23 protein-coding genes are annotated in these 21162 nt (G+C 72.3%); 9 read left to right on the top strand and 14 right to left on the bottom strand.

Features of this window, described 5'->3' with window-relative positions; translation table 11 throughout:
• Positions 1 to 4: 4 nt before the first annotated feature.
• The gene (locus HS045_RS20565; protein WP_196453084.1) at positions 5 to 1408 is read right to left on the bottom strand and encodes a PP2C family protein-serine/threonine phosphatase; all 1404 of its coding nucleotides are present in this window, start codon (positions 1406 to 1408) and stop codon (positions 5 to 7) included.
• A 347-nt stretch (positions 1409 to 1755) separates the two neighbouring features.
• On the opposite strand from HS045_RS20565, the gene HS045_RS20560 reads away from it, so the two are divergent.
• On the top strand, positions 1756 to 2970 hold the full coding sequence (locus HS045_RS20560) for an Ig-like domain-containing protein (protein WP_307827622.1): 1215 nt from the start codon (positions 1756 to 1758) through the stop codon (positions 2968 to 2970).
• 55 nt (positions 2971 to 3025) lie between these two features.
• Here HS045_RS20560 and HS045_RS20555 read toward each other — a convergent pair whose 3' ends face one another.
• Entirely contained in the window at positions 3026 to 3982 is a 957-nt protein-coding gene (locus HS045_RS20555; RefSeq protein WP_196453082.1) for a radical SAM protein, read from the bottom strand.
• A 198-nt stretch (positions 3983 to 4180) separates the two neighbouring features.
• Between HS045_RS20555 and HS045_RS20550 the strand changes: the two genes are divergently transcribed.
• Entirely contained in the window at positions 4181 to 4756 is a 576-nt protein-coding gene (locus HS045_RS20550; protein WP_196453081.1) for a GNAT family N-acetyltransferase, read from the top strand.
• A complete protein-coding gene (locus tag HS045_RS20545) occupies positions 4753 to 5148 on the top strand; it encodes a DUF952 domain-containing protein (RefSeq protein ID WP_196453080.1) in 396 nt (131 codons plus the stop codon). The genes HS045_RS20550 and HS045_RS20545 overlap by 4 nt, the downstream gene beginning before the upstream one ends.
• A 60-nt stretch (positions 5149 to 5208) precedes the next feature.
• Here HS045_RS20545 and HS045_RS20540 read toward each other — a convergent pair whose 3' ends face one another.
• From HS045_RS20540 to HS045_RS20530, 3 genes are read right to left on the bottom strand one after another with little or no spacing between them, the layout of a single operon-like run.
• A complete protein-coding gene (locus HS045_RS20540) occupies positions 5209 to 6012 on the bottom strand; it encodes an ABC transporter permease (protein WP_196453079.1) in 804 nt (267 codons plus the stop codon).
• 14 nt (positions 6013 to 6026) lie between these two features.
• Positions 6027 to 6770: an ABC transporter permease gene (locus HS045_RS20535; RefSeq protein WP_196453078.1), complete on the bottom strand. Its 744-nt coding sequence runs from the start codon at positions 6768 to 6770 to the stop codon at positions 6027 to 6029.
• A gap of 17 nt (positions 6771 to 6787) precedes the next feature.
• Positions 6788 to 7708 carry an ABC transporter ATP-binding protein gene (locus HS045_RS20530; RefSeq protein ID WP_196453077.1) on the bottom strand — a complete coding sequence of 307 codons (921 nt, stop codon included), beginning with the start codon at positions 7706 to 7708 and terminating at the stop codon, positions 6788 to 6790.
• A 180-nt stretch (positions 7709 to 7888) separates the two neighbouring features.
• Here HS045_RS20530 and HS045_RS20525 point away from each other — a divergent pair, with 180 nt between their 5' ends.
• Positions 7889 to 8143: a hypothetical protein gene (locus HS045_RS20525; RefSeq protein ID WP_196453076.1), complete on the top strand. Its 255-nt coding sequence runs from the start codon at positions 7889 to 7891 to the stop codon at positions 8141 to 8143.
• A gap of 149 nt (positions 8144 to 8292) precedes the next feature.
• On the opposite strand, the gene HS045_RS20520 is transcribed toward HS045_RS20525, so the two are convergent.
• Together HS045_RS20520 and HS045_RS36430 are read right to left on the bottom strand one after the other, a co-directional pair.
• A complete protein-coding gene (locus HS045_RS20520; RefSeq protein ID WP_307827621.1) occupies positions 8293 to 9336 on the bottom strand; it encodes a tyrosine-type recombinase/integrase in 1044 nt (347 codons plus the stop codon).
• A gap of 46 nt (positions 9337 to 9382) precedes the next feature.
• Positions 9383 to 9598, bottom strand: a complete 216-nt coding sequence (locus tag HS045_RS36430; RefSeq protein WP_374191396.1) for an NUDIX domain-containing protein — start codon at positions 9596 to 9598, stop codon at positions 9383 to 9385.
• Here HS045_RS36430 and HS045_RS20510 point away from each other — a divergent pair.
• The 3 genes from HS045_RS20510 to HS045_RS20500 all read left to right on the top strand — a co-directional run bounded on the left by HS045_RS20510 (position 9568) and on the right by HS045_RS20500 (position 11749).
• Positions 9568 to 10281, top strand: coding sequence for a hypothetical protein (locus HS045_RS20510; protein WP_196453074.1), 714 nt, complete (start codon positions 9568 to 9570; stop codon positions 10279 to 10281). The two genes, HS045_RS36430 and HS045_RS20510, sit on opposite strands and share 31 nt — an antisense overlap.
• A 265-nt stretch (positions 10282 to 10546) precedes the next feature.
• The gene (locus HS045_RS20505; RefSeq protein ID WP_196453073.1) at positions 10547 to 10915 is read left to right on the top strand and encodes a hypothetical protein; all 369 of its coding nucleotides are present in this window, start codon (positions 10547 to 10549) and stop codon (positions 10913 to 10915) included.
• Positions 10916 to 11179: 264 nt separating this feature from the next.
• Positions 11180 to 11749: a TetR/AcrR family transcriptional regulator gene (locus tag HS045_RS20500; RefSeq protein ID WP_230884505.1), complete on the top strand. Its 570-nt coding sequence runs from the start codon at positions 11180 to 11182 to the stop codon at positions 11747 to 11749.
• 7 nt (positions 11750 to 11756) lie between these two features.
• Here the strand turns inward: HS045_RS20500 and HS045_RS20495 are convergent, their stop codons facing one another.
• The 4 genes from HS045_RS20495 to HS045_RS20480 all read right to left on the bottom strand — a co-directional run bounded on the left by HS045_RS20495 (position 11757) and on the right by HS045_RS20480 (position 16252).
• Complete coding sequence (locus HS045_RS20495; RefSeq protein WP_196453072.1) at positions 11757 to 12275, bottom strand: flavodoxin domain-containing protein; 519 nt, start codon at positions 12273 to 12275, stop codon at positions 11757 to 11759.
• Positions 12276 to 12510: 235 nt separating this feature from the next.
• Positions 12511 to 13080: a hypothetical protein gene (locus tag HS045_RS20490; RefSeq protein ID WP_230884504.1), complete on the bottom strand. Its 570-nt coding sequence runs from the start codon at positions 13078 to 13080 to the stop codon at positions 12511 to 12513.
• A gap of 265 nt (positions 13081 to 13345) precedes the next feature.
• Positions 13346 to 13732: a spore germination protein GerW family protein gene (locus HS045_RS20485; RefSeq protein WP_196453071.1), complete on the bottom strand. Its 387-nt coding sequence runs from the start codon at positions 13730 to 13732 to the stop codon at positions 13346 to 13348.
• A 204-nt stretch (positions 13733 to 13936) separates the two neighbouring features.
• Positions 13937 to 16252, bottom strand: a complete 2316-nt coding sequence (locus tag HS045_RS20480; protein ID WP_196453070.1) for a phosphoketolase family protein — start codon at positions 16250 to 16252, stop codon at positions 13937 to 13939.
• A 209-nt stretch (positions 16253 to 16461) separates the two neighbouring features.
• On the opposite strand from HS045_RS20480, the gene HS045_RS20475 reads away from it, so the two are divergent.
• Positions 16462 to 16869, top strand: coding sequence for a pyridoxamine 5'-phosphate oxidase family protein (locus HS045_RS20475; protein WP_196453069.1), 408 nt, complete (start codon positions 16462 to 16464; stop codon positions 16867 to 16869).
• 163 nt (positions 16870 to 17032) lie between these two features.
• On the opposite strand, the gene HS045_RS20470 is transcribed toward HS045_RS20475, so the two are convergent.
• Positions 17033 to 17173: an Arc family DNA-binding protein gene (locus HS045_RS20470; RefSeq protein WP_196453068.1), complete on the bottom strand. Its 141-nt coding sequence runs from the start codon at positions 17171 to 17173 to the stop codon at positions 17033 to 17035.
• A gap of 50 nt (positions 17174 to 17223) precedes the next feature.
• Here HS045_RS20470 and HS045_RS20465 point away from each other — a divergent pair, with 50 nt between their 5' ends.
• Positions 17224 to 18570, top strand: a complete 1347-nt coding sequence (locus tag HS045_RS20465) for an RNA-guided endonuclease TnpB family protein (protein ID WP_196453067.1) — start codon at positions 17224 to 17226, stop codon at positions 18568 to 18570.
• Here HS045_RS20465 and HS045_RS20460 read toward each other — a convergent pair.
• Both HS045_RS20460 and HS045_RS20455 read right to left on the bottom strand, forming a co-directional pair.
• Positions 18460 to 19638 carry a TIGR04053 family radical SAM/SPASM domain-containing protein gene (locus tag HS045_RS20460; protein WP_196453066.1) on the bottom strand — a complete coding sequence of 393 codons (1179 nt, stop codon included), beginning with the start codon at positions 19636 to 19638 and terminating at the stop codon, positions 18460 to 18462. The genes HS045_RS20465 and HS045_RS20460 overlap by 111 nt on opposite strands.
• Complete coding sequence (locus HS045_RS20455) at positions 19635 to 21110, bottom strand: nitronate monooxygenase (RefSeq protein WP_307827620.1); 1476 nt, start codon at positions 21108 to 21110, stop codon at positions 19635 to 19637. The genes HS045_RS20460 and HS045_RS20455 overlap by 4 nt, the downstream gene beginning before the upstream one ends.
• Between the last annotated feature and the right edge of the window lie 52 nt (positions 21111 to 21162).

Here is a 21162-nt window from a genome sequence, read left to right as displayed (position 1 = left end):
GGCCTCACCGGGGGCGGGCCCTGATCGCCAGCAGGGCCCGGTCGTCGTGCCCGCCGCCGGCCAGCCATTCGGTGCCGAGCTGCTCCAGCCGCTGCACCACCGCCTCGGCCGGCATCCCGGCGCAGGTGGCCAGGGCGTCCTTCAGGCGCTGCTCGCCGTACATCTCCCGGCCGGTGGGGCCGCCGAACGCCTCGGTGACGCCGTCGCTGTAGAGCAGGCACAGCTCGCCCGGAGCCAGGTCGACGGCGCACAGGGCGGGCTCGGCGTCGGGCAGCAGACCGAGCAGGGTCCCGTGCCCGGGCGGCTCGTCCACCGTGCCGTCGGCCCGCAGGACGAGCGGCGTCGGATGCCCGGCCACGGCCAGGTCCAGGCGCAGGCGCCCGCCGCCGGTGCGGTGCAGTTCGGCCATCACCATGGTCGCGTAGGAGTCGGGTGCGGGGCAGGCGAGCAGGGACCGGTTGATCAGCGAGGCGAGCCGTGCGGGGCGGCGCTCGACGAGCAGCAGCGCGCGCAGCGACTGGCGGATCTGCCCGGCCAGCACGGCGGCCTGGGCGCCCTTGCCGCACACGTCGCCCAGGACCGCCAGCGGCGCCGGGACCTGCCCGCAGGCCGCGGGCGGGTCGTCTGCGGCGGGCAGGCAGACGTCGTAGAAGTCGCCGCCGACGCGGGCGGCCTGATGGGCGACGCGCAGCGATCCGCCCAGTTCCACCCCGTCGATCGACGGCAGATCGGGGGGGAGCAGCGCGGCGGTCAGCACCGCGTTGACGGCGTTCTGCTCCTGGTGGAGGGCGGCGGCGGAGATCGCCGCGCCGGCCCGGGCGGCGAACAGCCGCACCAGGGTCTCGATGCCGTCGTGGAAGGCGGGGCCGCCGCGGCGGCGGGCCAGGACCAGCGCCCCGGCGGCCACGCCGTTGCCGGGCAGCGGCGTCACCAGCAGGTGCCCGGCCGGGCCGAAGCCGGGCGGCAGCAGCCAGCCGGGCGCCTGCGCGGGGTCCAGCCAGCGGCTGGGGACGGGCGGGAACCCCGCCAGCGCCTCGGCCAGACCGGGGACCCGGGCGGCCTCGGCGACGGACACGGCGCCTTCCTGCAGGCCGGGGCGTCCGGCGGTGACGCGCAGCCAGGCCGAGCGGCGGGTCTCGTCGGGGGGCAGCACGACCAGCGCGGCGTCGGCCAGGAAGGACGCGGCGAGCTCGGCGGTGGCGCGGGCGCAGCGGCGGGTGTTGAGGGAGGCCGACAGGCGGCGGCCGGCCTCCAGCAGGAACTCCGTGGCCCGGCGCTCGCCCGGCAGGGGGCCGGGGGAGCGGGGAGCGGCCGGCGGGACCTCGGCGGACGGGCCGGCGGACCACCCGGCAGGGGGACGGGCCGCCGCGGGGAGGGCGGGGCCGCCCCGCGCACATCCTTCTGGCATACCGAACCTTCCATGCCGGGCCATATCGGATCGCCTCAGCCTATCCACCGATCATGGCGGGGCGGACGGCGCGCTCGGCGGCAGGCGCCGCGGGGCGGTGCGGGCGGCGCGGCGGGGGGCGGCGGGGGGCGGCGCGGGGCCGGGATCGTTCCGGGCCGGGCGGCGGCCCGTCGGCGGGCGGATGGGGCCGGATTCATCATGATGAGTCCGGTGACTCCTGGTCAACAGCCGTCCGACCAGTGAATGTTACTTAAATGTGACACTTTCGGTCTGAACCCTGGACGTCCCACACGCATCTCCTATTAGTGTTTTTAGACGCAGTTTGCTGCCGTATGGGGGATGGGGTTGTGTTGAACCTGGGATCACGACGACTCAGGACGCCGCTGGCCGGACTGGCCGCGGCGGCCACGGCCGTGCTCGTCGCCTCCTGCTCCAGCGGATCGGCCGAGACCGCGCCCGTCGCGGACCGCAAGGACGCCGGCGCCGGCACCACGCAGGCCACCCCGGCCGCGCCGGTCATAAAGATCAGCCCCGCCGAGGGCAGCGACACCGTCCGCCCGGACAAGAAGGTGGTCGTCACCGCCGCCGGCGGCCCCCTGGAGCAGGTCACCGTCGAAAGCGGCGGCGACCAGGTCGAAGGCGAATTCGACGCCTCCCGCGGCAGATGGGTCTCCACCACGCCGCTCAAACCCGCCAGCGACTACACCGTCTCGGCGACCGCCGCGGGCGGCACCACCGCCAGCAGCTCCTTCACCACGCTCAAGCCGAAGATCGAACTGGCCGTCACGGACGTGACCCCCGCGGTCAAGGGGGAGAAGGTCGGCGTGGGGGCGCCGATCATCGTCAGGTTCAACCACCCGATCCCCTCCAAGGCCGGCAAGGCCAACGTCGAGCGGGCCCTGCAGGTGGAGGCCGAGCACCCCGTCCAGGGCGCGTGGCGGTGGGTCGACGACACCACGGTGATCTACCGCACCGCCAGGTTCTGGAAGGCCCACCAGAAGGTGACCTTCACCGCCCGCCTCGAAGGAGTGCAGGGCGGCAAGGAGATGTACGGCACCAAGGACCTGACCAAGACCATCCGCATCGGCGCCGCCCAGATCTCCACCGTCGACACCCGCAAGAAGAACATGATCGTCAAGCGGGACGGCAAGGTCGTCAAGAAGATGCTGATCAGCGCCGGCATGGCCACCACCCGCGCCTACACCACCACCAGCGGCGTCCACCTGGTCATGGGCAAGTCCAACCCCGAACGGATGATCTCCCCGGGCTTCGAGAAGGGCCACCCGGAGTACTACGACGTCATGATCAACCATGCGGTCCGGTTCTCCAACAGCGGCGAATACGTCCACGCCAAGAACAACGTCTGGGCCCAGGGCCGGCGCAACGTCAGCCACGGCTGCATCAACGCCCGCCCCGACCAGGCCAAGTGGTTCTACGACAACGCCCAGCGCGGCGACGTGATCACCATCAAGGGCACCGACCGCGAAGTCGAGTGGAACAACGGCTGGAGCTACTGGCAGCTGTCGTTCAAGGAGTGGAAGAAGGGCAGCGCCCTGGCCTGACCCCGGCCGGTGCGGCGACCCTCCCGCGGCGCGGGAACGCCCCCGCACCGCCGCCTCAGATGAGCGACAGCTGCCGGGCCGCCGCCACCGCGGGCCGGCCCGCCGGCGGGCCCACGGCCAGGCCGTACCGGGCGGCCAGCGCCTCCACCTGACCGATCACCCGCGCCGTGTACCCCGCCTCGGCCTCCGGCCCCCCGCCGTACAGCTCCGCGTACCGGTCCACCAGCCCAGGATGCCGCCCGGCCAGCCACGACAGATACCACTCCCGGGCACCCGGCGGCAGCCGCAGCACCTGCGGCTCCAGACTCACCGCCCCCGCGGCGGCGACGCGCCGCACGGTCGCGGCCAACTGGTCGGGCGAATCGGTCAGCAGCGGCAGGACCGGCGCCATCGCCACCCCGCACACCACCCCCCGCTCGGCCAGCCCCGCCACCAGCTCCAGGCGCTTCTGCGCGCTGGGCGCCCCCGGCTCGACCGCCCGCCGCACCTGGTCGTCGACGAACGCCACCGACACCGCCACGCTCGCCCCCGCGGCCCCGGCCAGCAGACCGGCGTCGCGCAGCACCAGCGGGCTCTTGGTGCGCACCGTGAACGCCGCCCCCGCCTCGGCCAGCGCGGCGACCACCCCGGGCATCAGCCGGTAGACCTCCTCGGCGTGCTGGTAGCAGTCGCCGGTCAGGCCCACCGCCACCGGCCCCCCGTCCCACCTGCGGGACAGCTCGGCCCGGAGCCGCCGCACGATGTCGGTACGCACCACGATCCGCGAATCGAAGTCGGCGCCCGCATCCAGCCCCAGATAGCGGTGACCCCGCCGCGCCGGACAATAGCGGCACGCCTGCGCGCACCCGCGGTACGGGTTCACCGCCCAGCCGCCGGCGACGGCCTCCAACGCGGTGCGGGCCCGCACCTCGTAGCAGGTCAGCGCGCCGTGGACCCGCCTCACCGCGGTGCGCTCGATCCGCGGCCGGGTGTCGGGCACCTCGGCCACCAGCGCGGGGGAGTCCCAACCCATACGGCCCAGTGGAACACGCTTTCGACTCCGGCCGCAACCGGTTCGCGGCCGGACCGCCCCGCGCACCCCGCCGACCACGGAGCCACCCGGCCTTCTCCCCGCCCGCCACCGGGCCCACCACCCCCGCTCCACCCGCTCCACCCGCTCCACCCGCAGCGGAGCCGCCCATCCCTGAAGATCGTGTCCTAGGCTGAAAGGATGCTGAAACCCGCCTACCCGATCCGCACCGAACGCCTGCTGCTGCGCCCCTTCACCCCCGACGACCTCGACGCCCTGCACGCCCTCCAGTCACTGCCCGAAGTCGCCCGCTACCTGTACTGGGGACCCCGCGACCGCGAGGAGGTCCGCCAGGCCCTGGAGACCAAGATCGGCCAGAGCGCGCTGCTGGACGAGGGCCAGGCCCTCTCCCTGGCGGTGGAGGTCGCCGCCACCGGCGAACTGGCCGGAGACGCCCTGCTGTTCTGGCACAGCCGCACCCACCGCGCCGGAGAGATCGGCTACGTCTTCCACCCCGACCACCACGGCCGCGGCTACGCCACCGAGGCCGCCCGCGCCCTGCTGGAACTCGCCTTCGACGGCCTGGACCTGCACCGCGTCGCCGCCCGCCTGGACGCCCGCAACACCGCCTCGGCCCGCGTACTGGAACGCCTGGGCCTGCGACGCGAGGCCCACCTGGTGGAGAACGAGTGGGTCAAAGACGAGTGGACCGACGAACTGGTGTACGCGATCCTGCAGCGCGACTGGCGGCAGGCGACCGGGAGAGCGCCCCGGTGAACGGCACCGCCCACGACCCGGCGAACGGCCCGGCACCCGTCCCGGCGGTCATCTTGCACCTGGCCCTGGACGCCGACTGGCAGAACGCCCGCACGACGGGGGAGTACCGCGTCTCCACCCTCGGCCGCACGCTGGAACAGGAAGGCTTCATCCACGCCTGCGCCGACCGCGCCCAACTCGACGGCGTCGCCGACCGGTTCTACCGCGACGTCACCGAACCGCTCACCCTGCTCACCATCGACCCCACCGGACTCGACGTCCGCATGGAACCCCCGGCAGGCCCCCCGGCCACCCCCGCGCCGGACCCCGCCCCCACCGAGACCTTCCCGCACGTCTACGGACCGATCCCGCTCTCCGCCGTCGTCACGACCACCCCGTTCACCCTCCCCTGACACCCCGCCCCGCGCTGCGGGACCACCGCACCCCCGGTGCGGAACCCGCAGCCGCAGACCTCACACGCACAGCGTCCGCTGGATCCGGCGCGCCGCGAACACCAACCCCGCGACCGCCATCACCACCAGGTACGCCGCATGCCCCAGCAGACCCCACCCCGGCTGCCCCACCGCCAGCCCCCGCACCAGCTCCACCGCGTGGAACAACGGAGTCACCGCCACCACGGCCTCCATCACGGCCGGATAATCCCGCACCGGAGAGAACGTCCCCGAAAACAGGAACAACGCGAACTGCCCCGTGGTCAGCAGATCGAAGTCCTGCCAGCCCCGCATCAGCGTGCTGATCGCCATCCCCACCCCGCCGAACGCCACCCCCACCAGCAGCGCCGCCGGAAACGCCGCCAGCGCCCCCACCGGCGACGTCAGCCCCAACGCCACCATCACCACCAAGAACGCCCCGGTGTACAGCGAACTGCGCACCAGCGCCCACGACAACTCACCCAGCGCGATCTCCAACGGCCGGACCGGCGTGGCCAGCACCGCCTCGAACGTCTTGGAGTACTTCATCTTGAAGAAGAAGTTGAACGTCGTCTCCGACAGCGCCCCCGACATCGCCGACACCGCCAGCATCGCCGGAGCCACGAACACCGCGTAGTCCACCACCCCGCCGCCGGGCAGCTCCAGCCCCCCGACCAGCGCCCCCACCCCGACCCCGATCGACAGCAGGTACAGCACCGGCTCGAAGAACCCCGACAGCAGCACCAGCCAGTACGACGGGCCGGTACGCAGCGCCGCCACATTGCGGCCCAGCACCGCACCCACCCGGCCGGGGGAGACCCGGGCGGCCAGCATCGTGGTGACCATGACCTGGTCCTCCTTCAGTCCTGGAGCCGCGTGCGGAAGGCCGCGCGCGCCCACACCAGCCCGACGACGGCGAACACCACCAGACAGGCGACGTGCACCGCCGCCGGCCACGGCGGAGCACCGCCCAGCGTCGCCGCCCGGCTCAGCTCCACCCCGTGCCACAGCGGCGAGACGTACGCCAGCGGACGCACCGCCGCCGGCAACTGCTCCACCGGGAAGAACACCCCCGCGAACAACGTCGAAGGGATCATCACGAACCGGAACAGCAACGCGAAATAACTGTCGTGCTCGATGCTGGCGGCGAACGCCGTCACCGGAGCCGCCGCCGCGACCGCCACCAGCGCCGCCACCAGCGGCGTCACCACCGCCCACGGCGAACGCAGCGCCCCGAACAGCCCCGTCACCCCCAGGAACACCACCGCCGCGATCTCCACCCGCAACAGGATGTACAGCAGCCAGCCGGCCAGCATGTCGCGGATCTCGACCGGAGTGGCGCGCATCGCGTGATAGCCCCGCACCCACTTGAAGTCGCCCAGCACCGAATACGTCGACTCGCCGATCGCCATCTGGAACGCCGTCGAGGCCATCACCCCCGGCACGATCCACGCCAGGTAGTCCACCCCGCCGATCCGGCCGACATGACCCCCCACCCCCATCCCGATGCTCACCAGGAACAGCACCGGCAGCACGAAGGAGGAGAACACCGACGCCCGCCACAGCCGCCGATACAGGAACAGATGCCGCTCGAGCACGGCCACCGTCGGATGCGCCACCGCTAGTCCACCAACGTCCGGCCGGTCAGCTGCAGGAACACGTCCTCCAGCGACGAGCGCCGCACCAGCACGCTGGAGGGCGCCAGCCCCCGCCGGTGCACCTCCGCCACCGCCGCGTCGCCGTCCTCGGCGTACAGCAGGATCCGGTCCGGCAGCGGATCGACCCGCCCGATCCCCTCGAGCTTGCCCGCGTAGTCGGCCTCGTCGGGGAACCGCAGCTCCACCACCTCGGGCGTCGAATACGTCTCGATCAGCGAACGCGGCGACCCCTGCGCCACGATCCGCCCGCCGTCCATCACCACCAGCCGATCGCACAACTGCTCGGCCTCGTCCATGTAGTGCGTCGTCAGCACCAGCGTCGTACCCCGCTGCTTGAGCCGGAACAACCGCTCCCACAGCAGATGCCGCGCCTGCGGATCCAGCCCCGTCGTCGGCTCGTCCAGCAGCACCAGATCCGGATCGTTGACCAGCGCCCGCGCGATCGTCAGACGCCGCTTCATCCCACCCGACAACGGCTCCACCGCACCGGAGGCCTTCTCCCGCAACTGCGCGAAGTCCAGCAACTCCTCGGTCCGCCGACGCGCCTCAGCCCGCGACAACCCGAAATACCGGGCATACGTCGTCAGATTCTCCCGCACACTCAGATCCGGATCCAGATTGTCCAACTGCGGGCACACCCCCAGCCGGCCCCGGATCCGCGACCCGTCCCGCACCGGATCCATCCCCAGAATCCGCAGCTCACCGGAGGTCGGCATCGACACACAGCTGATCATCCGCATCGTCGAGGACTTGCCCGCCCCGTTAGGCCCCAGGAAACCGAACGCCTCACCCGCGGCCACGTCCAGATCGATGCCGTCGACCGCGGTGAAGTCACCGAATCTCTTGACCAGACCACGCGCGTAGATGAGAGGTTGCTCAGACACGCCCGCGACCGTAACAGAAGCCTGCGACAGTTCCGCAAACGGTTTAACCCCGCCCGGCCCGGACCCCGCACGCGCACCCTCAGCCCGCACGCCCCCCGACCGCCTACCGCCGCAGCGGCACCCGGGATTGAATAGGCCGGTGAACACTGATCCACGCCGAGAAAGCGAGACCGCACCCCCATGACCGACACGCTCTCCATCATCCTGCTGACCGCGCTGTTCGCAGCACTGGTCATCGGCCTGATCCTGCTGGCCGTACGGCTGGCCCAGCGGCCCCGCAACGCCCTGCTCGGCAGCACCCTCAGCCCCGAACTCGTCGAACAGGTCCGCGAACTCAAATCCACCGGCGAACTCGACCAGGCGGTCTTCATCGTGCGCGGCGAGACCGGGATGAGCCACCGCGCGGCCAGCCGCTTCGTCAAGAAGATCCGCTGACCGCGGGAAGACCCGCCGCCCGGGCGGCGGCCCTCGGCCTGCCGCACGACGACGCCGAGGCACTCGACTCCGCCGTGAACGAGGTCGCCACCGACGCCGTCCGGCACGGCGACGGGACGGGCGAGGCCCGACCCCGCCCCGCCCCCACCTCACCCCGCCGGAGCCGAACCCCCCTCGCCCCCCGGCGCACCGCCGCCCCCGGCCGGCAACCGGTCCAGCACGCCGTACACCGGATTGCCCTGCGCGGCCCGCCGCACCTCACGGGCCGACGACGCCACATAGGCCTGCCCCGTCACGATGGACGAGTGCCCCAGCAACTCCATCAGCTCGTGCGCCGACGCCCCCCGCTCCGCCAGCCGCGTCGCGAACTCGTGCCGCAACGCGTGCACCAGCGTGCCCCGCTGCACCCGGTCGTGGACACCCGCATACCGATAGCACTGCCGCACCAGGTACTGCAGCCCGCCCCGCCGCAGCGGCTCACCCGCCGTGTCCACCAGCAGCACCGCCGACCCCGGCAGCGAGGCGAGCCCGAACCGCTCCATCCGGCTGCGCAGGTAACGCTCGACCAGCCGCTCCACCGCAGGCTCGATCGGCAGCGACCGCGTCCGGCCGCCCTTGCCCAGCACCTGGATCCGCCGGTCCCCGGGAGAACCCCCGATCGACCCCAGCGTCAGCCCCAGCAGCTCCGCCGACCGCATCCCCGTCACCAGCGCCAGCGCCAGCGCCAGCAGGTCCCGCTCCACCCACGGATCACGCGCCTTGCGGGCCCCCGCCGCGATCCGCTCCAGCAGCGTCGCCGACGCCGTGCCGTCCCCCAGGAACGGCTTCGGCGCCTTGGCCGGCTGCCGCGGCCGGGGGACCGCCGCCATCGGATTGCCCTCCAGCAGCCCCTCCGCCACGCAGAAGGTCAGGAACCGGTTCCACGCGCTCCAGGCCCGGTTGACACTGGCCGCCGACCGCGGCTGCGAGAACTCCGCGAACGCCCTGCGCACCAGCCGCCCCGTCAGCGCCCGCACCTCCAGATCCGCCGCCGCCACACCCGCCAGATCCGCCGCGATCCCCGCCACCAGCCGCAGGTCCCGCTCGTACCCCGCCACCGTGTTCACCGACAGCTTCTTCGTCCGCAGCGAGGACACGAACTCCGCCGCGGCCTCCGGAACCCGCATGAGCACCAGCGGATCACCACCGCCCACCACAGCCTCCATCCGGCACCACGACCCCGACGACGCGTGGGCAGAATTATGCCCCCCGGGCACCTCGACAGCCGAGCTCCTCCCGCATCTCCCGGACCAGGGCGTCCGCCGGTCCTTCGGGATCGACCGCCCCGCCGGGTAGTGTCCACCGGCCGGCGCCGGCCTCCGCACCGCCCGGCCGGTGATGTCCGCCCGTATCCCCTTGCAGGTCGCGGGAATATGCTGCGGCGCATGTCGCGACTCCGCCGCCTGCTGACCGCACGCCGCCCACCGCTCGGCCCGCCCCCGGACCTCCAGCGGATCTGGAGGGGGCTCGGCACCGCCAGGACCGCGCACACCATCGTGAGGGACGATCACAACCGCGACACCGTCCTACGCATCCTGGGCGTCACGGACTTCGCCAACGATCTCGAGCGGAGCGTGGAGACGATCGAGGACGGGTGCATGGACATCCTGCGGATCGGCACAGAGATCTACTACCGGCCGCCTGGAACTGAGCCGTGCGGGGCTGGGCCGCGCGCAACGGGTGAGCGATGGATATGGGCCGACAGCCTTCCGGGGTGCACCAACCACGGGTTGCACCCGGCCATCACCATGATCGAGCGACTGGGCCGACTGCGGTCCGTCACCCCGGAGAAGCGGGACGGGGAGCGGTTGCGCCGCCATGTGTTCCTGCTGCGGCCGTCCGCCCAGCAGGAGGACCCGATGGCCGCCGAGCTGCATCGATACCTGGAACTGCACAGTACCGACCAGATGACGTGGGAACTGTGGCTCACCGCGGACGACCGCCCGTGGCGCGTCCGTTCCCGCGTCATCACGCCGCGCAGCTGGCGCACCCCGCAGGGGCTCATCTCGATGACCAGCGAGCACTGGGACTTCGGTATCCCGGACAGGCTCACCCGGCCGTCACCGGAGGACATCCCGCCCCGGCCTTCGGAAGCCTGAGCAGTCGGAAGCCTGAGCAGGGCGATCTCGTACGACGGGCCACCGCCGCGGTCCTCGAGGTGCCCGGTACGCCGAGGGGGAGCGCACCGCGAATGCAGCATAAGTAAAATTATGCATCAAACGTGGCTCCGACCGGATGGCGGTCGAGGCGCCGCTCCGTGCGCGACGTCCCGGAGCGCGCCTGCGGCGAGGCCGGGATAACGTGGCATCACTCCGGTCGGCGGCGCCGTCGGCCGGGCGTAGGGACGTCCCGCGAGGAGGACGCGTGACAGCGGCACGGGTACTGGTGATCGGTCTCGATCCCGCCAAGATCCAGGGCTGGGACCCGGAGCCGGTCCAGGCGGCGATGGCACGCGGCCGGGCCCGTTTCGACGATCACGGGATCGATGCCGACTGGTGCCTGGTGGCGCTCGACGAGGATCCCGAAGGGGTGATCACGGAGGCGCTGACCCGCGCGGACCATGCCTGTGTGGTGATCGGTGGCGGCATCCGCAAAGAGGAATCGCTGCTCGAACTCTTCGAGGAGGTGGTCAACCTGGTGCGGCGGCACGCGCCCGGGGCGGCCATCGCCTTCAACACCGGCCCCGAAGACTGCGCCGACGCGGCTCTGCGGTGGCTGCGCCGGCCCCGGTGAGGCGGATTTCGCCCTTTTCATCCTTATACCAGACAGAAGCTGAATTCTGTTTGGTATAAGGATGAAAGACCCTTTTGTCATCCCGTACGGCCGTCGCCCGGCCGGGGACGCGTCTCCGGCATGCACGGCCTCTCCCCCCGTGCACGGCGGGGCGCCGGGCCTGGACGACGGCGGCGCGGCCTGTCCGCCGCCGGGGGCCGGAGGCGCCTTCGCCGGGTGCGCAGGGCCCCGCCCCCGACCGGACTCATGCGTCCGGTCGGTATCATGTCCGTTGTGACCGCCGCCCGCCGACCCAACCGAGGACCGAAAGCCGCGGCGCACAACCGGGCGGCGCTGATCGCGGCGGCTCGCGAGGCCTTCGCCGTCTCCGGATACGACACCTCGCTCACCGATGTCGCGCGGGCGGCAGGGGTCGGGCAGGGCAGCCTCTACCGGCATTTCCCCGATCGCCTCAGTCTCGTCCTGGCCGTCTTCGAAGACAGCATCGCCGAGCTGGAGGCGCTGGCCGCCGAACCCGGGACCTCCTTGGACGAGGTGCTGGCCCTGGTCACCGAGCAGACGATCGCCTCGACCACGTTCATCCGCCTGGTCAGCGTTCCGCCGCAGCCTGATCCGCGGATCCTCGGCCTGCGCGAGCGCGTGGGGAGGCTTCTGGAGGCGGGGCTCGCCGAGGCCCAGCGCGCGGGCCGCGTGCGGGCGGAGGTGACGACCGACGATCTGCTTCTGGCCGTCGGCATGCTGGCCCTCCTCCTGGCCGAGGTCCCCGTCGCGGCCGAGCGGACGCAGATCGCCGAGAGGGTCTGGCGGATGCTCCGCCGCGGCGTCGAGATCTGAGCCGCGCTCAGCGCGTGGCGGCGAGGAGGGCTGCGCCGAGTTCGGCGCCCCAGTTGCGGGCGCGTTCGGCCTCCCCCTCCAGCAGCGGGCCGGAGGTGCCCGCCACGTAGAAGCTGTGCGCCTCGGTGACGATGGGGAAGCCGTGTCTGCGCAGGTGTTTGGCGGCGCCGCGCGCGGCCGAGCCGGGGACCCAGGGGTTCTTGACGCGGGTGTCGAAGGCGGCGGCCGTCGTGTGGGCGGGACGTCCGTCGAGGGAGGCGAGCCATTCGCGCAGTCCCTGTCCTTTGGAGACCAGTCCGTCGGGCGCCTGTTCGGCGGCCGACTGGCGGGTGGCGGGTCGGCTCATGCTGAAGGCGTGGGTGGGGCCGCCGACGACGATCAGGTCCACGTCGTCGGCGATGGCCGTCGGTGCGTCGGCGACTTCGGCCAGTTCGACGTCCATGCGGGTGGTGAGGCCTTGGGCGATCGCTTCGGCGATCGTCTGGGTGTTGCCGAACATCGATTCGAAGACCACGAGTGCGCGCATGGGGATCGGTCTCCTTTTTCCGTCTCGGTGCTCTCTGCGGCGGGGGCGTGTGCGGGGTGTGCCGCCTCCGTCCGGGTGTTTTCAGCGTCTCGCCGGCGGGTGGGGCGCTGTAGGGGCCGAGGGCCTGCGCGGTCGGGGGCGAAGGGCCTTGCGGGGGCGGGGCCTTGCGGGGGCGGGGACGCGGAAAGCGCCCGTCCTCCGGGTCAGGGAGGGCGGGCGCTTTGCGTGCGGGCGGTCACTTCAGGATGGGGAGCCGCTTGACCAGGGCGGTCTTGCCCCACCAGGCGCCGAGGCCGAGGGTGTCGCCGGCGCTCGCCAGGGCCAGGGCGATCATGACGATGGCGTAGACGATGTGGTCGTCCATGAAGGGGTTGGTGGTCAGGGGCAGTTCGGCGGCCCACATCAGGAGCATCATCGCGGTGCCGCTGGCGGCGGCGATGCGCAGGCCGGCGCCGGCGATGAGGGCCAGGCCGATGCCCAGCAGGCCGGTCATGAACAGCCAGTCGACCCAGGCCTGGCCGGCCAGGGTGCCGAAGAAGCCGCCGAGGGCGTTCTCTCCGGTGCCCTTGAGGAAGCCGGTGGTGGGGCTGCCGCCGTTGACGACCGCCTTGGCGGCGGGGGTGGCGAAGCCGAGGCCGAACATCTTGTCGACGAAGGCCCACAGGAAGACCCAGCCCAGCGCGATGCGGGCGACCCCGAAGGCGTAGGCGGCGGGGGTGCGGGGGGTGAGCGCGGCGGCCGGGGTGGTGGTCGCGGCGGTGGTGTGGCGTCCGGTGACCGGGGCGCTTCCTTCGATGATGGCCATGATCGTCTCCTTGCGGGTTCCCTTGCCGGGCGTTCGTCTCTCGGTTACGTCACCCAGTACATCGGTTCGGGTCCGGGGATCCGCAGAGGCGTACGGCATGGGGCCCTTGTCCCGAAGTCCCCGGTCGGCGGGACTTTCGCCCTCGGGGCGTCGGTCGGGCGGGAGGTTCCGGGTGGCGGGGGCCGGCGGTGTCGTGGCGGTGTTCGGGGAAGGGCGGCCGGGGGTTCCGGCCGCCGGGCGGGCCGCCCCGGTGCGGGCGGGGTGGTCAGCGTCTGGTGCGGCGGCGGGTGAGCAGGCGGGTGACGGTGCGGATGGTCAGGAGCAGGACCACGCCGACGATCTGGGCGCCGAGGACGATGCGGTTGACGTCGAGGGCGGGCTGCCAGCGGACGTCGCCGTCCTTGATGACGAACACTCCGGCGGGGGCGGCGCCGAGGCCGAATCCGCCGCCTCCGCCTTCACCGGTGTCGTTGCCGGTGTCGTTGCCGGGGCGGGTGCCGGTCTGCCGTCCGGCGCCCCATCCCCCTCCCCCGCCGCCGGCGATCTTGGCCACGGGGATGACCGTGACGCCGTCGCGGGTGACGGGTTCGCCGAACACGCGGTTGACGGCGGTGGTGTCGCGGGCTTGTTCGGCCAGTCTCATGAGGTCCATCGTGGCTGGTCCTTTCCGGTGGGCCGGGCCTGTCCGGCGGGGTGGTCCGGGTGCTCCTCTCCCCCATGATCGTGCCTGGTGGGGTGGTTGGGAAGCGGTGGTCCGCCGCCGGAAAAGGGGCCGGCCGCGGGAGGGGTGTCCTCCCGCGGCCGGGGTGTGCCCTGGTGGGCCCGGGTGCGGATCGGCCGGGCCCGTGAGGGGCGATCAGTGGTTCCAGACCCAGTCGCGGATCTCGGGGACGTCTTCGCCGTACTCGCGGGTGTAGGCGCGGGCGTGCAGGCGGGCGTCGGACATCTGCTGGCGCAGGTGGGCGGCGCGGGTGCCCAGGCCGGGGACCCGGTCGATGACGTCCATGACCAGGTGGTAGCGGTCGATGTCGTTGAGCATGGCCATGTCGAAGGGGGTGGTGGTGGTGCCCTCCTCCTTGTAGCCGCGGACGTGGATGTTGTTGTGGCCGTTGCGGCGGTAGGTGAGGCGGTGGATGAGCCAGGGGTAGCCGTGGAAGTCGAAGATGACGGGCTTGTCGGCGGTGAACAGGGCGTCGAACTGGGCGTCGGACATGCCGTGGGGGTGCTCGCTGGGGGGCTGCAGGCGCATGAGGTCGACGACGTTGATGACGCGGACCTTCAGTTCGGGCAGGTGCTCGCGCAGGAGGGCGGCGGCGGCGAGGGTCTCCAGGGTGGGGACGTCTCCGGCGCAGGCCAGGACGACGTCGGGGTCGGTGCCGCCGTCGTTGCTGGCCCATTCGATGATGCCCAGGCCGCGGGTGCAGTGGGCGATGGCCTCGTCCATGGTGAACAGGTCCAGGACGGGCTGCTTGCCGGCGACGACGACGTTGACGTAGTCGTGGGAGCGCAGGCAGTGGTCGCCGACGGAGAGCAGGGTGTTGGCGTCCGGCGGCAGGTAGACGCGGACGACGTCGGCTTTCTTGTTGACCACGACGTCGAGGAAGCCGGGGTCCTGGTGGCTGAAGCCGTTGTGGTCCTGGCGCCAGACGTGGGAGGAGAGCAGGTAGTTGAGTGAGGCGATGGGACGGCGCCAGGGGATGTCGTCGCAGGCGTCGAGCCACTTGGCGTGCTGGTTGAACATGGCGTCGATGATGTGGATGAAGGCTTCGTAGCAGTTGAACAGGCCGTGGCGGCCGGTCAGCAGGTAGCCTTCGAGCCAGCCCTGGCAGAGGTGTTCGCTGAGGACCTCCATGACGCGGCCGCCGGCGGCGAGGTTGTCGTCGCCGGGCACGATCTCGGCGTTCCAGGTGCGGTCGGTGGCCTCGAAGACGGCGCCGAGCCGGTTGGAGGCGGTCTCGTCGGGCCCCATGAGGCGGAAGGTCTGGGGGTTGGCGGTGATGATGTCGCGCAGGAAGGCGCCGAGGGCGCGGGTGGGCTCGCTGTGCTGGGCGGCCGGCGCCTTGACCTCGATGGCGTAGTCGCGGAAGTCGGGCAGGGCCAGGGGGCGGAGGATCTCGCCGCCGTTGGCGTGGGGGCTGGCGCTCATGCGGCGCGGTCCGGCGGGTACGGTCTGCAGGATCTCGGGCTTGGGGCGGCCGTCGGCGTCGAAGAGCTCTTCGGGCCGGTAGGAGCGCATCCACTCTTCCAGCATGCGCTGGTATTCGTCGTTGCCGCGGACGTTGGCGAGCGGGACCTGGTGGGAGCGCCAGGTGCCTTCGACGGGCAGGCCGTCGACCTCGCGGGGGCCGGTCCAACCCTTGGGGGTCCTGAGGATGATCATCGGCAGGCGGGCGGCCTGGCCGTTCTTGAATTCGGCGATCTGGTCGAAGACCGTGTCGAGGGTGCGGGCGGTCAGTTCGTGCATGGTGGCGGGGTCGTCGCCGGAGATGATGTGGGGGCGGTAGCCGTAGCCCTCCATGAGCTTGACGAGCTCTTCTTCGGGGATGCGGGCCAGGACCGTCGGGTTGGCGATCTTGTAGCCGTTGAGGTGGAGGATGGGCAGGACGACGCCGTCGCGCTGGGGGTCGAGGAACTTGTTGGAGTGCCAGCTGGCGGCCAGTGGTCCGGTCTCTGCTTCGCCGTCTCCGACGATGCAGGCGACGACGAGGCCGGGGTTGTCGAAGGCGGCGCCGTAGGCGTGGGCGAGGGCGTAGCCGAGTTCGCCGCCTTCGTGGATGGAGCCGGGGGTCTCCGGGGCGACGTGGCTGGGGATGCCTCCGGGGAAGGAGAACTGGCGGAACAGTTTCCGCATTCCTGGAGCATCTTGGGTGATCTCGGGGTATTTCTCGGTGTAGGAGCCTTCGAGCCAGGCGTGAGCGACCGCGGCGGGGCCGCCGTGGCCGGGGCCGGCGATGTAGATCATCTCTTGGTCGCGTTCGGAGATGATCCGGTTGAGGTGGGCGAAGCAGAAGTTCAGTCCGGGTGTGGTGCCCCAGTGTCCGAGTAGGCGGGGTTTGATGTGCTCGGGTGCGAGGGGCTCGGTCAGCAGGGGGTTGTCCAGCAAGTAGATCTGTCCGACGGACAGGTAGTTGGCGGCTCGCCAGTAGGCGTCGATTCGCTGCAGTTTCTCCATGGGGATGACAGTTCCCTCTTTTCTCTTGATCATCTAGGGGAGAAGGTCCTTTCGCGATCAAGAATGTTCGTCGGTTCCGTCGGGCCGGTCCAGGGGCGTTTTCTGGAGGGGCCGTGCTCCGCCCGGCCGGGTGCGGGCGGGGCCTCCGGCGGCGGCCAAGGGACTTTCGCCCCTAACCGTGCAGGTCGGGACTGTGGCAGGCTGTGGGCATGAGACTGGACTCGGCCGGCCTGCAGGTGCTCTCCTACGAGGAGTGCATGAGCCTGCTGGGCTCATGCCCGATCGGGCGGATCGTGTTCACCGACCGTGCCCTGCCGGCGGTGCAGCCGGTCAACTTCTGCCTCGACGGCGAGGAGATCGTGATCCGTACGACGGTCGGCTCCAAGCTGGCCGCCGCCACCCGCCAGACCGTCGTGGCCTTCGAGGTCGACGAGTTCGACCCGGTCATGCGCACCGGGTGGTCGGTGACGGTGGTGGGGCACGCCCGGGCGGTGGAGGATCCGGCCGAGGTCGTCCGGCTGGCCGCGTTGCCGTTGACGCCGTGGGCGCCGGGAACGCGTGACCATTTCGTCGTCATCGCCGCCGAGCAGGTGTCGGGCCGGCGCATCGATCAGTAGGGCGTCGATCAGTAGGGCCGGGCCCGGCCGCGGTGGATTCGCTCGTCCCCCGGACCGCCTCGACGGCGGGCCGGGGGACGAGCGCGTGTCCGGGCCGGGCGCGCATCACCTCAGTCCGCCCAGGATGCCTCGGCCTTCAGGCCGGGGAGGAATGGGCGTCCCGTCAGGGACGGTCCGGCGGAGCCGGGACGGCCTGCTGCACGATGTGCAGCACCTGCGCGTGCAGGGATCGGTATTCATGTTCGGCCAACTCCTTGAGTCGTGCGTGAAGGTCGTCGGGAAGCCGCAACGTGATCTGTTTCATGTCGGCAGAATACCCGCCACGACCCATCTCTCCGATGGTAAATTGATGGCATGTCCCGGTACCGGCTCTCCCCCACCCCCGCCCAGGAAGCGGCGCTGGCGGAGCACTGCGCGCACGCCAGGTTCATATGGAACCTCGCCGTCGAGCAGCACGCCCACTGGAAGCCGGGCCGCAAGCGCGCGCCGGGGTTCGCCGAGCAGTGCCGCCAGCTCACCGAAGCGCGAGCGGCCTTCGGCTGGCTGGCCGCCGGGTCGATCGTCGTGCAGCAGCAGGCCCTCAAGGACTTCGCCCAGGCCATGGCGAACTTCTTCGGCGGCACCCACCGGCGCCCGACGTGGCGCAGACGCGGCCGGAGTGAGGGGTTCCGCATCGTCGCCGTCGAACCCGGCCATGTGCGGCGCCTGTCGCGCAACACCGGCGAGGTGAAGATCCCGAAGGTCGGCTGGGTGCGGTTCCGCTGGTCCCGCGCCGTGCCCGACGGGGTGAAGTCCTACCGGATCACCCGCGACAGCGCTGGACGCTGGCATGTCGCGTTCGCCGCCGTCCCGAAGTCGGTGCCCGCGCCCGCAACGGGTGAGGCCGTCGGCGTGGACCGGGGCGTGGCCGCCTCGGCGGCGCTGTCGACCGGGGAACTGCTGACCGCTCCCGGGCTGCGCGAGCCCGAGGCCAGGCGGCTGCTGCGGCTTGAGCGGAAACTCGCCCGCGCCCGCTGCGGCTCCCACCGGCGGGCCGAGGTCAAGGCCGCCCTCGCGAAGCTGAAGGCCCGCCAGAGCGACCGGCGCAGGGACTGGGTGGAGAAGACCTCCACCGATCTGGCGCGCCGCTTCGACGTCATCGCCGTCGAAGACCTGAGGATCCGGAACATGACCCGGTCGGCGAAGGGCACCGTCGAGCAGCCGGGAACGAACGTCCGCCAGAAAGCAGGGCTGAACCGGTCGATTCTCGCCGCCGGATGGGGGCGGCTCGTGACCCGCCTGGAGGACAAGGCCCCCGGACGCGTCGTCAAGATCAACCCCGCGTACACGTCGCAGACCTGCAACGCCTGCGGGCACCGCGCCCCGGACAACCGCGAGAGCCAAGCGGTGTTCCGGTGTCGCGCCTGCGGGCATCGGACCGACGCCGACGTGAACGCGGCCTGCAACCTCCGGGACACCGCCGTGGGGCGCACGGTGGCTGCGCGGGGAGGCTCGCCGTTGGGCGGGCCGGTGAACCGCGAACCTCAACGCGGCCTCCTCCTTGCGGGGTGGTTGCCGTTGGAATCCCCCGTCTTCAGGCGGAGGAGGACGTCAAAGCAGTGCCGCCAGGTCCTCGGCGTAGGGGAAGCTGCCGGGCGCATAGCCGCACCAGGGCTCCTCGGCCAGGGCGTCGCCGGTGACGGCGAACGCGCGCGAGCGTGAGCCGCCGCAGACGGCGGCGAACTCGCAGGCGCCGCACCGGCCGCCCAGCCGGGCGGGGTCGCGCAGGGAGGTGAAGACCTCCGAGTCGCGGTAGATGGCGGTCAGCGGGCGGTCGCGGACGTTGCCGGCCGGCAGCGGCAGGAATCCGGAGGGCGACACCTCGCCGGTGTGGGAGACGAACACCAGGCCGCGGCCGGCGTTGACGTCGATGGGCGGCCTGCGGGTGCGGTCGGCGCCGATGAGGCCGTGCTCCTCGGCGCGGCGGCGCAGGTCGCGGTAGAGCGGTCCGAGGCCGAGGATCCGCTCGTGGTCGGCGCCGCGGGCCGCCAGGATGTGGCGTTGCAGGGCGACGCGGCGGAAGTGGTGGGCCTCGGTGGTCTTGACGGGGACGGTGCGGCCGATGTCGTAGACGAAGTTGAGCACGTCCTCGGTCTCGGCGGCGGTCAGGGAGTTGAGCGCGCGTCCGCGGCCGGTCGGGATGAGCAGGAACGCGCTCCACGTCAGGGCGCCGTATTCGCGGACCAGGCGGGCGATGTCGGGCAGGTCCAGCAGGTTGGTGCGGGTCACGGTGGTGTTGATCTGCACTTTGAGGCCGGTGTCGCGGGCGGCCTGCCAGGCCTGCAGGGTGCGGCCGAAGACGCCGCCGAAGCCGCGGAACTCGTCGTGGGCGGCGGCGGTGGCGCCGTCCAGGCTGAGGGAGATGACCGAGGTGCCGGCCCGGTACAGGCGGGTCAGGTTCTCGGGGGTCAGGGCGGGGGTGGCCGATGGGGAGACGGCCGGGGGCAGGCCGAGTGCGCGGGCGCGGGCGATCAGTTCGTACAGGTCGGGGCGGGAGAAGGGGTCGCCTCCGGTGATGATGAACAGCGGGGAGGGCCGGCCGAAGGCGGTGATCTGGCGCATCAGGTCGGTGGCCTCGTCGGTGGTCAGCTCGGCGGGGTCGCGGTCGGGGCGGGCCTCGGCGCGGCAGTGGCGGCAGGCCAGGGGGCAGGCGCGGGTCGCCTCCCAGATCACGATGAACGGGGCTGCGGCGGTGTCGCGGCGGACGGACCGCAGCGGGCGGTGGTTCACGGGGCGGTCCTTTCGGCTCGGCGGGTGCCGAGGAGGCCGGCGACGACGTCGGCGGCGGTGTGGTCGGCGGGCAGGTCGGCCAGGAAGGCGAGGTCCTGGCCGAGGGTGAGCAGCGGTGGTTCGGTGTAGCCGTCGGGGCGGTGCTGGGCCAGGCCGATGGCGCTGACCAGGCCGTTGCACAGGCATCTGCGGCCGGTGGTGTCGCTTTCCGGGCGGTCCTTGCGGACGTAGGTGGCGACGGGTTCGGCGGGGCAGCGGTAGCCGACGGTGCCGTCGGTCTTGAGGTACGGCGTGCGCAGGTGGCCCAGGTCGCACAGGCGCGGCCGGGTGGTGTAGACGTCGGCGGCGGCGGCGGTGCCGGGCAGGTCGGCGACTTTGAAGGGGAAGCCGGCCGGGGAGGCGTCGGGGTCGTTGCGGACGGTCAGGGTGCCGTCGGCGGCGCCGGTGAGCAGGCGGCGGCGCAGGTGCTCGTCCAGGCCGGATTCGCGGCACAGGGCGAAGGCGGTGCCGACCTGGACGCCGGTGGCGCCGGACTGCAGGGCGCGTTGGAGGCCTTCGGGGCCGGCGTAGCCGCCGGCGAGCCAGAACGGCAGCCCGAGGGCGGCGATCTTGCCGGTGTCGGGGTGGTCGCGGGGTCCGTACAGGGGTTGGCCGGTCTCGTCGAGGCGCAGCCGGCCGCGGGGCGGGGCGCTGTGGCCGCCGGCGGCGGGGCCTTCGATGATGAATCCGTCGGGCCGGGTCTCGGGGCGCCGCGCGAGGTAGGCGGCCAGCACGTCGGAGGAGACGATGGCCAGCAGGTCGGGGCGTTTGAGGGGGGCGGGCCGGGTGGCGCCGTGCAGGTCGGCGGGGTCGATGCCGGTGGTGTGGCGCCGGTCGGATTCGGCGCCGGCGACCGTGACGGTGATCTCGGCGGGGCGGTGGGCGGCGAGCGTGTCGAGCAGCCGGGGGATCTCCGAGGGGATGCCCGCGCCCATGAGGACGTAGTCGACGCCGGCCAGCAGTGCGCCGTAGACGGCGGCGGGGGTGGCCATCTGGATCTTTTCCAGGTAGTTGACGCCGATGGGTCCGTCGTGGCCTTCGCGGGCCAGGAAGACCTCGGCGAAGTTGGCGGCCACGGTGAGTTCGGTGCGGTGCGGGTGGGGGCGCAGGCCGAGTTTGGGGACGGGCCGGTAGGGGCGTCCGGGGGCCAGGCCGCCGGGCACGTGGTAGCGCTGCAGGATGCGGGCGGCGATGTCGGGGAAGGGGAAGGCGGCCAGGGCGCGGCGCAGGTCGCCGCCGGGGTCGCCCTGCTGCAGTCGGCGGGCCAGCACGACGTCCAGGGCGACGCCGGAGACCACGCCGAGCTGTCCGGTGCGGGCCACGGCCCGCGCCAGGCGCCAGCCGGACACGCCGACGCCCATGCCGCCCTGGATGAGGAGGGGGCGGGGGGTTTTCGGCGCGGTCCTCGGCGGGGCGTTCTCGGCGATCGTCACGGCGGGGACCTCCTGGTCGGCGCGGGCGGCGGGCGCCCCGTCGGGGCATGGA

It is taken from the genome of Planomonospora sp. ID82291, from assembly GCF_015711645.1.
Classification (GTDB): Bacteria; Actinomycetota; Actinomycetes; order Streptosporangiales; family Streptosporangiaceae; genus Planomonospora.
This window is presented reverse-complemented; position numbering and strand designations above follow the sequence as displayed.